14 protein-coding genes and 2 tRNA genes are annotated in these 12,745 nt (G+C 68.9%); 7 read left to right on the plus strand and 9 right to left on the minus strand.

Annotated features, from left to right (window positions below; translation table 11 throughout):
* Window positions 1-12: 12 nt before the first annotated feature.
* The 4 genes from fdhD to B0I31_RS10460 are packed head-to-tail and all read left to right on the plus strand — an operon-like array spanning window position 13 to window position 3,732.
* Window positions 13-837 carry a formate dehydrogenase accessory sulfurtransferase FdhD gene (gene fdhD, locus B0I31_RS10445; protein ID WP_106615118.1) on the plus strand — a complete coding sequence of 275 codons (825 nt, stop codon included), beginning with the start codon at window positions 13-15 and terminating at the stop codon, window positions 835-837.
* The gene (locus B0I31_RS10450; protein ID WP_106615119.1) at window positions 834-2,000 is read left to right on the plus strand and encodes a CaiB/BaiF CoA transferase family protein; all 1,167 of its coding nucleotides are present in this window, start codon (window positions 834-836) and stop codon (window positions 1,998-2,000) included. Before fdhD ends, B0I31_RS10450 begins: the two co-directional genes overlap by 4 nt.
* A gap of 59 nt (window positions 2,001-2,059) precedes the next feature.
* The gene (locus B0I31_RS10455) at window positions 2,060-2,926 is read left to right on the plus strand and encodes an alpha/beta hydrolase (RefSeq protein WP_106615120.1); all 867 of its coding nucleotides are present in this window, start codon (window positions 2,060-2,062) and stop codon (window positions 2,924-2,926) included.
* A gap of 50 nt (window positions 2,927-2,976) precedes the next feature.
* The gene (locus B0I31_RS10460; RefSeq protein WP_106615121.1) at window positions 2,977-3,732 is read left to right on the plus strand and encodes a methyltransferase domain-containing protein; all 756 of its coding nucleotides are present in this window, start codon (window positions 2,977-2,979) and stop codon (window positions 3,730-3,732) included.
* On the opposite strand, the gene B0I31_RS10465 is transcribed toward B0I31_RS10460, so the two are convergent.
* The 5 genes from B0I31_RS10465 to tig all read right to left on the minus strand — a co-directional run bounded on the left by B0I31_RS10465 (window position 3,719) and on the right by tig (window position 8,537).
* Window positions 3,719-4,312: an RBBP9/YdeN family alpha/beta hydrolase gene (locus tag B0I31_RS10465; RefSeq protein ID WP_106615122.1), complete on the minus strand. Its 594-nt coding sequence runs from the start codon at window positions 4,310-4,312 to the stop codon at window positions 3,719-3,721. The two genes, B0I31_RS10460 and B0I31_RS10465, sit on opposite strands and share 14 nt — an antisense overlap.
* A 1-nt stretch (window position 4,313) precedes the next feature.
* Complete coding sequence (clpX, locus tag B0I31_RS10470) at window positions 4,314-5,594, minus strand: ATP-dependent Clp protease ATP-binding subunit ClpX (protein WP_106615123.1); 1,281 nt, start codon at window positions 5,592-5,594, stop codon at window positions 4,314-4,316.
* A gap of 207 nt (window positions 5,595-5,801) precedes the next feature.
* Window positions 5,802-6,428, minus strand: coding sequence for an ATP-dependent Clp protease proteolytic subunit (locus B0I31_RS10475; protein ID WP_106615124.1), 627 nt, complete (start codon window positions 6,426-6,428; stop codon window positions 5,802-5,804).
* A 28-nt stretch (window positions 6,429-6,456) separates the two neighbouring features.
* A complete protein-coding gene (locus B0I31_RS10480) occupies window positions 6,457-7,065 on the minus strand; it encodes an ATP-dependent Clp protease proteolytic subunit (protein WP_281262285.1) in 609 nt (202 codons plus the stop codon).
* 113 nt (window positions 7,066-7,178) lie between these two features.
* Window positions 7,179-8,537: a trigger factor gene (gene tig / locus B0I31_RS10485; protein ID WP_106615126.1), complete on the minus strand. Its 1,359-nt coding sequence runs from the start codon at window positions 8,535-8,537 to the stop codon at window positions 7,179-7,181.
* A 1,147-nt stretch (window positions 8,538-9,684) separates the two neighbouring features.
* Between tig and B0I31_RS10490 the strand changes: the two genes are divergently transcribed.
* Both B0I31_RS10490 and B0I31_RS10495 read left to right on the plus strand, forming a co-directional pair.
* Window positions 9,685-10,590 carry a LysR family transcriptional regulator gene (locus B0I31_RS10490; RefSeq protein ID WP_073890071.1) on the plus strand — a complete coding sequence of 302 codons (906 nt, stop codon included), beginning with the start codon at window positions 9,685-9,687 and terminating at the stop codon, window positions 10,588-10,590.
* Window positions 10,591-10,679: 89 nt separating this feature from the next.
* The gene (locus B0I31_RS10495; RefSeq protein ID WP_106615127.1) at window positions 10,680-10,931 is read left to right on the plus strand and encodes a hypothetical protein; all 252 of its coding nucleotides are present in this window, start codon (window positions 10,680-10,682) and stop codon (window positions 10,929-10,931) included.
* Here B0I31_RS10495 and B0I31_RS40490 read toward each other — a convergent pair.
* Window positions 10,928-11,083, minus strand: a complete 156-nt coding sequence (locus B0I31_RS40490) for a hypothetical protein (protein WP_181320085.1) — start codon at window positions 11,081-11,083, stop codon at window positions 10,928-10,930. The two genes, B0I31_RS10495 and B0I31_RS40490, sit on opposite strands and share 4 nt — an antisense overlap.
* 58 nt (window positions 11,084-11,141) lie before the next feature.
* A tRNA-Pro gene (locus B0I31_RS10500) sits at window positions 11,142-11,215 on the minus strand.
* Between the two features lie 61 nt (window positions 11,216-11,276).
* Between B0I31_RS10500 and B0I31_RS10505 the strand changes: the two genes are divergently transcribed.
* A tRNA-Gly gene (locus B0I31_RS10505) sits at window positions 11,277-11,347 on the plus strand.
* A gap of 70 nt (window positions 11,348-11,417) precedes the next feature.
* Here the strand turns inward: B0I31_RS10505 and B0I31_RS10510 are convergent.
* Window positions 11,418-12,554 (minus strand): tyrosine-type recombinase/integrase, encoded by a 1,137-nt coding sequence (locus B0I31_RS10510; RefSeq protein ID WP_106615128.1) that lies wholly within the window; start codon window positions 12,552-12,554, stop codon window positions 11,418-11,420.
* A complete protein-coding gene (locus B0I31_RS10515) occupies window positions 12,554-12,742 on the minus strand; it encodes a helix-turn-helix domain-containing protein (protein WP_106615129.1) in 189 nt (62 codons plus the stop codon). The genes B0I31_RS10510 and B0I31_RS10515 overlap by 1 nt, the downstream gene beginning before the upstream one ends.
* Window positions 12,743-12,745: the final 3 nt, after the last annotated feature.

Consider the following 12,745-nt stretch of genomic DNA (forward strand, 5'->3'; position numbering starts at 1 on the left):
AGGAGTTCGCCGATGGGGCGAGTCACCGTGCGTCGCCCAGTGGTCACGTATGCGCGACGAACGTCCCGCAAGAGGGTCGACGCGCTGGCCGCCGAGGAGCCGCTGGAGCTGAGGGTGGGCGGCAAGGCACTCACCGTGACCATGCGGACACCGGGCCACGACGTGGAGCTGGCGCACGGTTTCCTGCTCAGCGAGGGCGTCATCGGCGGCCTGCGGGACATCTCGGTCGCCCGCTTCTGCGAGGGCACCGGGCCGGACGGCCTGAACACCTACAACGTGCTGGACCTGACCCTGGCCGACGGGGTGGCGGCACCCGACCCGGGCGTGGAGCGCAACTTCTACACCACGTCGTCGTGCGGTGTGTGCGGCAAGGCGGCCCTCGACGCGGTGAAGCTCAAGACGCAGCACTCCCCCGCGGCCGACCGCTGCACCGTCGACGTCGACGTCCTCGCCGCCCTGCCGGACGAGCTGCGCAAGCGGCAGAAGGTGTTCGCCGCGACCGGCGGCCTGCACGCGGCGGGCCTGTTCACCACCACCGGTGAGGCCCTGGTCGTCCGCGAGGACGTGGGCAGGCACAACGCGGTGGACAAGGTCCTCGGCTGGGCCGTGCTGAACGACCGGGTCCCGCTGGCGGGAACCGTCCTCATGGTCTCGGGGCGGGCCTCGTTCGAGCTCGTCCAGAAGGCCACCATGGCCGGCATCCCGGTGCTGTCGGCCGTGTCGGCGCCGTCGTCCCTGGCCGCCGACCTGGCCGAGGAGCAGGGCGTGACCCTGGTCGGCTTCCTGCGCGGCGACTCGATGAACGTCTACACCTGCCACGACCGGATCACCGCGTGAGACCGCTGGACGGCGTCCTCGTCGTCAGCCTCGAACAAGCCGTCGCCGTGCCCTACGCCACCCGCCTGCTCGCGGACCTGGGCGCACGCGTGGTCAAGGTCGAGCGGCCGGACGGCGGCGACTTCGCCCGCCACTACGACACCACCTGCGGCTCGGTGTCGTCGTACTTCGCCTGGACGAACGTCGGCAAGCAGTCGGTGACCCTGGACCTGAAGCACCCGGCCGCCCGGGAAGTGCTGAACCGGCTGGTCACGAGGGCCGACGTGGTCGTGTGCAACCTCTCGCCCGATGCCGCGCGTCGCCTCGACGTGGACGCTTCCTCACTCCGCCGGGTGAAACCCGACCTGGTGATCGGCGAGCTCTCCGGCTACGGCGACTCGGGCCCGTACGCGTCCCGCAAGGCGTTCGACGCCCTGGTCCAGTCCGAAGCCGGGCTCATCGAGCTGACCGGGCAGGACGACGTCACCGCCCGCGCGGGGATCTCGGTGGCCGACATCGCCGCGGGCGTGCAACTGCAGTCCGCCGTCCTGGCCGCCCTCTTCCACCGCGCCCGGACCGGTGAGGGCGCCACGCTCAGCCTGTCGCTCTTCGAGGCGATGGCCGAGTGGATGCACCAGCCCATGCTCTACGCCGCCGGCACCGGCCGGGCCGCACCGCGCACCGGCGCGCACCACCCGAGCATCGCGCCCTACGGCCCGTTCCCGTGCGCGGACGGCACCGTCCACCTGGCCGTGCAGAACGACCCCCAGTGGCGCCGCCTGTGCCACCTCCTGGACCGCCCGGACCTCGCCGACGACCCCCGCTTCACCACCGTCACGTCCCGCGTGGCGCACCGCCCGGCCCTGCACGCCGAACTGGACTTCACCGCCTGGACCGCCACCGACCTGCTGGCCGCCCTGGACCGCGCCGACGTGCCCGCCGCCCGCACCCGCGGTGTCGCCGACCTGCCGGAACACCCCCAGCTCACCGCCCGCGACCGCCGGACCCGGATCCCGGTGCCGGACGGCGAGATCACCGCCCTGCGTCCACCGGTCGACTCCACCGCCTGGGACTGGACACCGGCGCCCGTACCCGCCCTCGGTGAACACACCGACCACGTGCTGCGCGAACTCGGTTACTCGCCGGAACGGATCGCGGAACTTCGGGCACAGTCGGCGATCTGACGAAACGCGAACCGCGCTCACAGCGATGAGAGGAGGGGATCGAGCGTGGGGGTAGGACGATGGTCGCGCGACGGACGGTGCTCTCCGCCCTGGCCGGCGGCGCCCTGGCAACCGCAGGCGTCACCGCCGCGTGGCACGGCGACGCACCGCTCGGCGAGGCACTGCGGCACGCGGTCGGCGTGGCGGGCCCCGTGCCGGCCGTGAAGCGGGCCGTCGTCCAGGTCGAACGCGTCCACTCGCACTACCGGGGCCGCGAGGTCGACCTGCTCACCATGATCCCGCCGGGCGTGCCCACCCGGGACCTGCCCATGTCGATCCTGCTGCACGGCCGCTTCGGCAGCGCCCGCCAGGCACACGTGGGCGGCATGGCGGAAGTCCTGGTCTCCGCGGTCGCGCGCGGCCAGGTCCCCCCGTTCGGCTTCGTGGCCGTCGACGGCGGCGACCACTACTGGCACGAGAACGTCCCCGGCGACGACCCCATGGCGATGCTCCTCGAAGAAGTCCCCCGCTGGCTGGCCGAACGCGGCTACGGCCGGCCGTTCGCCTGCACCGGCGTGTCCATGGGCGGCTTCGGCGCCCTCCTCTACGCCCGCAGGCGACACGAACGACGCGAGCCGACCAAGGCCATCGCCGTCATCGCCCCGGCCCTGCTCACCGACTGGGCCGAGATGTCCAAGCGCAACGCCTTCGCGAGCCCCGAGCACTGGTCCTCCCTCGACCCGCTCAAGAACCTCGACAAGCTCGGCACCGCCCCGATCGGCGTCTGGGCAGGCGACCAGGACAACTTCATCACCGGCACGCGCCAATTCATCGCCGCCGCCAAACCCGCCGTCGCATCCATCGTCCCGGGCGGCCACAACGACACCCTGTACCGCAAGGTAATCCCCGACGTCATCCGCTTCCTGGGCAAACGCGCCCCCCGATAGCCGCACAGGACGTTCACAGGACCTGCACACGCCTGTGGTTGCCTGGCCGCATGACGACGCGATCGGCCACCACCCCGGACCCGATCACCTACCTGGACGACGCCGCGGCCGCAGGCCACGCCTACAAGCAGCGGCTCCTGGACGCCCTCGACCTCCACCCGGACCACGTTGCCCTGGACATCGGCTGCGGACCCGGCACAGACCTGCCCCGGATGGCCGAACGCGCCGGCGAGGTCATCGGCGTGGACGTCGACCCGGTCATGGTCGAGGAGGCGCGACGACGCACCTCACACCTGCGGGTCGACGTGCGCGAGGGTGACGCCCACGAGCTCCCGCTGCCCGTTCGGAGCGTCGACCGCGCCCGGATCGACCGGGTCCTGCACCAGGTCGCCGACCCTGCCGAGGCACTGGCCGAACTCCGCCGCGTGCTGCGGCCCACCGGACGTGCCGTGCTGGCCCAACCCGACTGGGAGACCCTCGCCGTCGACCCCGGCTCGGTCGCCACGAACCTCGCGTTCAACCGCTTCGTGTGCGACCGGATCGTCCCCAACCCCGTCATCGGCAGGCAGCTGGCGCGGCTCAGCACCGAAGCCGGCCTCACCGTCACCTCGATCGAGGCCGACACCCAACTCCTGCACGACTTCACCACAGCCGACGAACTGCTGGGCCTGACCCGCAACGCGCACCGCGCCGTCCAAGCGGGCCGCATCACCCGCCGGGCCGCCGACACCTGGCTGGCCGACCTGACCACCGGCCCGTTCCTGGCCGCCTTCACCCTCTTCCGAGTGACGGTCAGCGCGGCGTGAGCGGAACCCGCCCGCTGCGAACCCACTTCAGAACCGCACCCCACGAGCCGTACCCGGCATCGACGTTCAGGTGCCCGCCACCCACGATGACGTCGAGCTCGACCCGCAACGCCTCGGCCACGTCCTTGGCCTGCGCCACCGTGCAGTAGTGGTCGCTGTCACCCACCACCAGCCGGGTCGACACCGCCGCCCGCCGCACCACCGTCGGGTCGAGCACGGGGTGCAGGAACTCGGAGATCGACGGCTCACCGTCGAAATCGGGCGCGGGCGGCGCCACCAACAGCACCCGGTCCACCCGCAACGCGGGATCGAACTCCCCGGCCGCGTGGTGCAACCACAACAACCCGGCCAGCGAGTGCGCGACGACCACCCGTTCGACCGACTCCGCCGCGGGCATCGCGGCCAGGTGCGACCGCAGCTCGTCCAGCCACAACGACAACCTCGGCGCGTCGGGAGAGCTGAACTGGGGCAGGTCCACCGCCCCACCGTGGTGGGCCAGCTCACCTGCCAGCCAGTTCTGCCAGTGCTCCGGCCCGGAACCACCCAGGCCGTGCAGGATCAACGTGTGCGGCAGGGACAACTCAGGCCGACTTCTCGCGACGCTCCCGGCGCGAAGGCTGCCGGGCCACGATGGTCGGGTTGACGTTCTCCTTCACGGTCTGCTCCGTGATGACGACCTTGGCCACGTCCGTGCGGCTGGGGATGTCGTACATCACCGGCAGCAGGACTTCCTCCATGATCGCCCGCAGGCCACGCGCACCGGTGCCGCGCAGGATGGCCTGGTCCGCGACCGCCTCCATCGCCGTGCGGGTGAACTCCAACTCCACGCCGTCCATCTCGAACAGCTTCTGGTACTGCTTGACCAGCGCGTTCTTCGGCTCGGTGAGGATGCGGACCAGTGATTCCTTGTCCAGGTTCGTGACGCTCGCGACCATCGGCAACCGGCCGATGAACTCGGGGATCAACCCGAACTTGATCAGGTCCTCGGGCATCGAGTCGGCGTAGTAGTCCGCCGCGTCGACCTCGGCCTTGGTCCGCACCTCGGCGCCGAAGCCGAGGCCGCGCTTGCCGACCCGGTCCTGGATGATCTTGTCGAGGCCCGCGAAGGCGCCCGCCACGATGAACAGCACGTTCGTCGTGTCGATCTGGATGAACTCCTGGTGCGGGTGCTTGCGACCGCCCTGCGGTGGCACCGACGCCGTCGTCCCCTCCAGTATTTTCAGCAGCGCCTGCTGCACGCCCTCACCGGACACGTCCCGCGTGATCGACGGATTTTCACTCTTTCGAGCGATCTTGTCGACCTCGTCGATGTAGATGATGCCGGTCTCGGCCCGCTTGACGTCGTAGTCCGCGGCCTGGATGAGCTTGAGGAGGATGTTCTCCACGTCCTCGCCCACGTAGCCGGCCTCGGTCAACGCCGTGGCGTCGGCGATGGCGAACGGCACGTTCAGCATCTTCGCCAGCGTCTGGGCCAGGTAGGTCTTGCCGCACCCGGTCGGCCCGAGCATGAGGATGTTCGACTTGGCGAGTTCCACGCCGTCGTCGCGGCCCTCACGCCCGCGGTCACCGGCCTGGATGCGCTTGTAGTGGTTGTAGACCGCCACCGAGAGCGTGCGCTTGGCCTCGTTCTGGCCGATCACGTACTGGTCGAGGAACTCGTGGATCTCGGCGGGCTTGGGCAGCTCGTCGAGCTTGACGTCGCCGGCCTCCGCGAGTTCTTCCTCGATGATCTCGTTGCAGAGGTCGATGCACTCATCGCAGATGTAGACACCGGGGCCGGCGATGAGTTTTTTCACCTGCTTCTGGCTCTTGCCGCAGAAAGAGCACTTCAGCAGGTCGCCGCCGTCACCGATACGTGCCATGACCGCTGACCTCTGTCCCCTCCGGCGCACGACCTGGTGAGGTGCGCCTGACTGCTGATGTGGCGAGTGCCCGCTGGATGCGGGGTCCGCCCGTTCCCCTCGACGGTACCTGTCCAACCCCGCTGTGCGGGAGGACCAGCGTGCCCCCGACGCGCCGGACCGGCCAGGACCCCTGGTCAGCTCGGCGTGTCGGGCGCCACGCCGAAATTACTTCGCCGAGAGCTTCCGGTAGGGCAGAACGCTGTCGACGATGCCGTATTCCCTCGCCTCTTCGGCGGTGAGGATCTTGTCCCGCTCGATGTCCGAGCGCACCTGCTCCGGCGTGCGGCTGGTGTGCTTGGCGAGCGTGGTCTCCAGCAGCCTGCGCACCCGCTGGATCTCGTTGGACTGGATCTCCAGGTCGGAGACCTGCCCGTAGACGCCCTCGGTGGCCGGCTGGTGGATCAGGATCCGGGCGTTGGGCAGCGCGTGCCGCTTGCCCGGGGTGCCCGCCGCGAGCAGCACGGCCGCCGCCGAGGCCGCCTGGCCCAGGCAGTAGGTCTGGATGTCGGGGCGGACGAACTGCATGGTGTCGTAGATGGCCATCAGCGAGGTGAACGAGCCACCCGGCGAGTTGATGTACATCAGGATGTCGCGGTCGGGGTCCTCCGACTCCAGCACGAGCAGCTGGGCCATCACGTCGTTGGCCGACGCGTCGTCCACCTGCACGCCGAGGAAGATGATGCGCTCCTCGAACAGCTTGTTGTACGGGTTGGACTCCTTGATGCCGTAGCTCGTGCGCTCGACGAACGACGGGAGCACGTACCGGGACTGCGGCGCGTGGAACTGGCTCACTTCAGGTCTCCTGGTGCTCTGCTCGCGGTCAGTTGGTCGACGCCTGGCTGGCACGGGTGATCACCTTGTCCACGAAGCCGTACTCCAAGGCTTCCTGGGCGTTGAACCAGCGGTCGCGGTCGGAGTCGGCGATGATCCGCTCGACCGACTGACCGGTGTGCTGGGCGATCAGCTCGGCCATCTCGTGCTTGGTCCGGGTCAGCATCTCCGCCTGGATCGCGATGTCCGCGGCCGTGCCGCCGACACCCGCCGACGGCTGGTGCATCAGGATCCGGGCGTGCGGGAGGGCGTGGCGCTTGCCGGGCGTGCCCGCGGAGAGCAGGAACTGCCCCATCGACGCGGCCAGGCCCATCGCGAAGGTGGCCACGTCGGGCTCGATCAGCTGCATCGTGTCGAAGATCGCCATGCCCGCGGTCACCGACCCACCGGGCGAGTTGATGTAGAACGTGATGTCCTTCTCCGGGTCCTCTGCGGCGAGGAGGAGGAGCTGGGCCACGATCTGGTTGGCGATGTTCTCTTCGACCTGCGTCCCCAGCACGATGATGCGCTCGCGGAGCAGACGCTCATAGACCGAGTCGTTGAGGTTCATCCCCGAGGCCGCTCGCATCATGGGCTCCGAGAAAGAGTGCTGCGTCACGTCTGCCTGCCTAACTTTGCCGACTAGCTGTGCCGAAAAGAGTCTCGTAGCAACGACCTTAACGAAGGCGGGCGGCGTCGACGTCCCGACACCGCCCGCGTTCGCTCAGGGCTTCACTCCGCGTTCGCGGGTTCCTGCTCCTCGGTGGATTTCGCCTCGCCGAAAAGCTCGTCCAGGTCGAGTGCGTTGCCCGCCGAGTCGGTCACGGTGGCCTGGCGCACGACCGAGGCCAGCGCCTTGCCGCGGCGCACGTCGGCGAAGATCGCGCCGAGCTGGCCGGACTGCTGCGCCCGCTTGACGTACTCGTCCGGGCTGATGCCGAACCGCTGGGCCTGGTAGATGATCCGCTCGGTCAGCTCCGCGTCGGTCACGTTCAGCTGCTCGGCGTCGGCGATGGCGTCCAGCACGAGCTGGGTCTTGACCGCCTGCTCGGAGGCCTCGCGCACCTCGGCGTCGAACTGCTCCTTGGTCTGGCCCTGCTCGGCCAGCCACTCGGCGAAGCGCGCCTCGTCGTGGTCGAGGGCGTGGATGGCGTCGTGCGCCCGCGCCTCGACCTCGCCCGCGACGACGGCTTCGGGCAGCGGCACCTCGACGCTGGCCAGCAGCGCCTCCAGCACCTTGTCGCGGGCCTGGACGCCCTGCTGCATCTTCTTCACGCGGCCCAGGCGGGTGCGCAGGTCGGCCTTCAGCTCGTCCAGGGTGTCGAACTCGCTGGCCAGCTGGGCGAACTCGTCGTCCAGCTCGGGGAGCTGGCGCTCCTTGACCGAGTTCAGCACCACGGTGACCTCGGCGTCGCGGCCGGCGTGCTCACCGGCGACCAGGTTGGTGGTGAAGTTCTTCGACTCGCCCTCGGAGGCGCCGACCAGGGCGTCGTCGATGCCCTCGACGAGCTGGCCGGAGCCGATCTCGTAGGACAGGCCGGTGGTCTTGGCCTCCTCGACCTCTTCGCCGTCCACGGTCGCCGACAGGTCGACCACGACGAAGTCGCCGTTCTGGGCCGGGCGCTTGACGCCGGTGAGCGTGGCGAAGCGGGCGCGCAGCTCGTCGAGCTGGGTCTCCACGTCCTCGTCGGTGACCTCCTGGTCGTCGACGCTGACGGTCAGCTCGCCGAAGGCGGGGACGGTGATCTCGGGGCGGACGTCGACCTCGGCGGTGAACGCCAGGGACTCGCCGTCCTCGATCTTGGTCACCTCGAAGTCGGGGCGGCCCAGGGTGCGCAGCTCACCGGAGCTGACGGCCTCCAGGTACTTGGCCGGGATGGCCTCCTGGACGACCTCGTCCAGCACGGGCGCGCGGCCGATGCGGCTCTCCAGCACGCGGGCGGGGGCCTTGCCGGGGCGGAAGCCGGGGATGCGGACCTGCTTGGCCAGCTTGCGGTACGCGCGGTCGAAGTCCGACTTGAGCTCGTCGAACGGCACCTCGACGTTGATCCGGACCCGCGTCGGGCTCAGGTGCTCGACGGTGCTCTTCAACGTGGTCTCCTCGTAACGGGCAGGACGTGCGGAACACCCCGTGAACGCGTAGGGGCGCGCCGGGATTCCGTCTGAGTCTAGGCGGTCGGCCGACCGCGTGGCGCTCGCACCCCGGCAGCGGGTGCGGCCACCGTGCGTGACGGGGCCCTGCGGCCATTGGCGTGGCAATACCCCGTAGGCGGGAATCGGTTCACGACAACACGCGATGAATTCGTGGCGTCGGTGGAATTACACCCTCGGGACCGCCCGTGCGTACCGCCTCTCGGGCACTCCTCGCCGCCCGCCCGCGCACGCGGCGAAAATCACAACAGTGGTTCTTAACCCAGGGTTCGGGGTCCGTGACGCGCTCCCGCGCCACCCCGTCGCCCCCTCGACCCGGACAGCCTCCGCGCCTCGGTCTTCGAGGCCGCAATTTCGCGGTTTCGCCAGCGGCGGTTCGGCCGCACCTATGCGGCTCAACGGTCGATCGACAAGGCGATCCGTTAGGCCGTTCGAGTGGCTCTGGGAGCCGTGAGCACGCCTGAGCGCGTCATCACCGAGCGAGGCCGGCACCGAGTCGTGTAACACGTATGCCGTAGAGACGACTAACAGTCGGCAACCGCCAGCGAGGGGAGGTTCGCCAGAAAGAGTGAATTGAGGCCGTTTGGAGTAGTGCCCGACAGAAAAGTTTCACTTGTCGAGATGACTCCAACCGCCGTAGTCCATTAGTGTGGGTTTCAGGTAGCGTGACGCCCGGATCCGCATGTTGGACCAGCAATAATTGACGTTGCCGGACGTTCTGGGGGGTCAGCAGCGGACGCAACCGGCAACCGGGACCGACAGGAACGAGCGAGACAATGTCATCGAGCTCTTTAACCACCTACCAGACAAGGTGCCGATGACCCGATGAGATCCATTCCGCCGCTGCCGAACACTAACCCAGGACCACCGCTGGGCGCCGGCGGTGACTTCGGGGTCCACCGGGCCCCGGACGCACCCACCGGCCACCGCGTACCACCCCTCGCGGTAGCGCGGCGATGTTGATCGACCTCAGGCCACGCGCACGCAGGAGCGCAGCCAGGTCAACTGCCGCCACGCAGAAGAGACCACGATGCCGTCCCGCACCGGCCTCATCGTGGACCACTTAAACGCACCGTTGGGGAGCTCCATGGAGACGCGTCAGCTTTTGGCGTTCACAACTGTGGTTCAAACGGGCAGTTTCACCAAGGCAGCCGCCACGCTGAATTGCTCACAACCCACTATAACCACTCGGATCAAGGCACTCGAAGAGACCCTCGGCGTGCCGCTGTTCCGTCGACTTCCGCGCGGCATCCAGATGACCTCTGCCGGTGTCGAGCTATTGCCGTTCGCGCGGAACATCATCACCCTGACCGACAAGGCCAGGAAAGCCATCACGATGAACGGCGAGCCGCACGGCAAGCTGGTCATCGGCAGCGCACAGAGTCTGACCGACTACCGTCTGCTACCACTGATCGAGTACATGTGCTGGCGCTACCCGAGCGTCCAGATCTCACTCCACTCGCGCAACACCCAGGCGAACCTGACCTCGGTGCGTGAGGGACGGCTGGACTGCACCTTCTTCATCGGCTCCGTGGAGCCCCGCGAGGGGCTGGAGACGACGGTGCTCTGCCCGGAGCCGCTGGTCATGGTCGCCGGTCCGACCCACGCCCTGACCAGGCGTTCGGTGATCACCGAGGACGAGCTGCGCGGCAGCACGCTCATCCGGGCCGAGAACGGCGCCAGTTACTACGAGCAGTTCGAGCAGGCGCTGGGCCTGCAGGATGCCGAGTCGAAGTCGCCGGTGCTGGCGCTCGACTCGATCGACGCCGCCAAGCGGGCGGTCGCCTCGGGTCTGGGGATCTCGCTTGTCCCCGAGGTGACGGTCGCCGCGGAGCTCGCCGATGGCAGGCTGTGCCGCCTGCCCTGGGTCCCGCCGTTCCGGGTGTACACCCAGTTCGCGTGGCGCCAGGACAACTCCACCAACCCTTCGGTGACGGCACTCGTGTCGGCGGCGGCGCAGGTGGTCAGCGAGCAGGTGGCGACGCCGGCATGACACTGGGGAGCCGTTCTTGAGCACCCGGGCGCGGGTGTGCTCAAGAACGGCCCGCGTTTCGCGGTGCGAGGGCCGGGTAGCACGAACACATGACCGTCAAGGCGAGTGATCTGCGCGACCTGCTGACCTCCGACCTGCCGGACCCGACCCTCGTCCTGATCGAGGGCAGGTTGGCGGTCGTCAAGGTGGACGACCTGGACACCGACCGCTTCCGCGGCGCACTGCTCCTGGTCTCCCGAGCCGAACTCCTCGGTCGGGGCGTCGACGAGACCTCGCCGGACGGGGAACTGGAACGCCAAGCGGCCACGATCTCCACCGCCGTGAACGAGCTGGGCGGCTAGCGGCCGTCGCCGTCCTCGTCCTCGGTCACATCGGGTTCTTCAGCCTCGACCCCGAAGCCTTGCGCCTGCTCGGGCGCACCGGGGCCGGGATCCGCCGCGGCGATCCGCGGCTTGCCGAACTCGGGGTCGGGCTCGAACGGCGCGGTAGTCATGGGTCCGGGTTACCCGGGGAAGAGCCCTGACCAACCACCAGGCCGGCCAGGGCAACCGTCGGGGCGACAGGATTTGAACCTGCGACCCCCCGCTCCCAAAGCGGGTGCGCTACCAAGCTGCGCCACGCCCCGGTCCACCCCAGCCTATCGCGACCGGCTAAGCTGACCACGCGCCCACCCCGGTAGGCGCGACGCGGGTGTAGCTCAATGGTAGAGCCCCAGCCTTCCAAGCTGGTCATGCGGGTTCGATTCCCGTCACCCGCTCTCGACATCCCCTTGCAGGTCAACAGCGGTGCCACCCATGTCCGGGCAGCACCGCTGTCGCGTCTCTTGATCACGTCGTGCGATTGGCGTGCGATTGACTCGCCTTCACCCGCTCGCTGAGCTTGTCCGCGATCTCCTTGTCCCGCTCGCTGGTCGCGTGCTGGTAGATCAGCGCCGCCCTCATGCTCCCGTGCCCCATCCGGTGCATCAGCTCCCGCGTACTCGCACCGGCTGCCGCTGCCAGGTTGTTGCCCGTGTGGCGCAGGTCGTGGAAGTGGAAGCCCTTCGGGAGTCCGACCTTGGCCGCCGTCTTGATCCACTTCACGGACCGGTGCCAGTTGCCCCGCTTGAGCGCCGCGCCCTTCTCCCCCGTGAAGATCAGCTCCTCCGGACCGGCCTTGACGAACGCCATCAGGTGACGTCGGAAGTCGTCCACGAGGATCTCCGGCATGGCGACCGTTCGGAAGCCTGCCGCTGACTTCGGTGGGCCTTCCACGAGCCGCCCCGAGTTGAGCTGGGCCAGCCTCCGAGGCACCCGGACGGCAGGCGCGTCCAGGTCGACGTCACACCTTCGGAGGGCGATCAGCTCACCCCACCGCAGGCCGGTGAAGGCAGCAGCGAGGATCAGCACCCGGAAGCGTGGCGGCACGGTCTCCGACAGGATGAAGACCTGCTTCACGGACGCCACCGGCCGTTCGGGAGCCTTCTCCTGGTCTGCGCCCTTGATGCGGCACGGGTTCCGCTTGATCCGGTTGTCGTCCAGTGCGGTGTTCATGATCGCCCGCAGCAGCCGGTACGCCTTGGCGGTCGTGGTGTCCGAACGGCCGTTGTCGAGCAGGTGCCGCCGCCAGGTCCGCACGGTCTCCGTGGTGATCGAGTTGAGCAGCTTCTCCCCGAGGAACGGCACGACGTGAAGCCGGAACTGCCGCTCGTACTCCTCGCGAGTGCGGACGCCGAGCTGCCGCTCCTTGATCCACCGCTCCCCGTACTCCTTGAGCGCGACCTTGCCGAGCAGCGGGTCAACCCACTCGCCACGGAGGAGATCGGCCTCGACCGTGGACAGCCAGGCGTTGGCGTCGGTCTTGGTCGGGAACGTCTCCGGCGCGTTCCGACGAAGGCCGTCAGGACCGAGGTAGCTCGCCTGGTGCCGACCGGACGGCAGCTTGCGGACGTGGCCGAACTGCCGGTGGTTCTTCTTGTTCGCCATCAGGCAGCCCTCCAGACCGGCTCGACCCGACCGGCGTTGATGAACTCGTCCACGTCGGCCCGCTTGAGCCGGACGTGCCGTCCAAGGTGGTGGAACGCGATCCGACGCTCTGCGATGAGCCGCCGGACGAAGCGGACGGTCGTGTTCATGTAGTCCGCCGCTTCCTGAACCGTGAAGTGCTCCTTCATCGT

This window comes from Saccharothrix carnea, from assembly GCF_003014735.1.
Classification (GTDB): Bacteria; Actinomycetota; Actinomycetes; order Mycobacteriales; family Pseudonocardiaceae; genus Actinosynnema; species Actinosynnema carneum.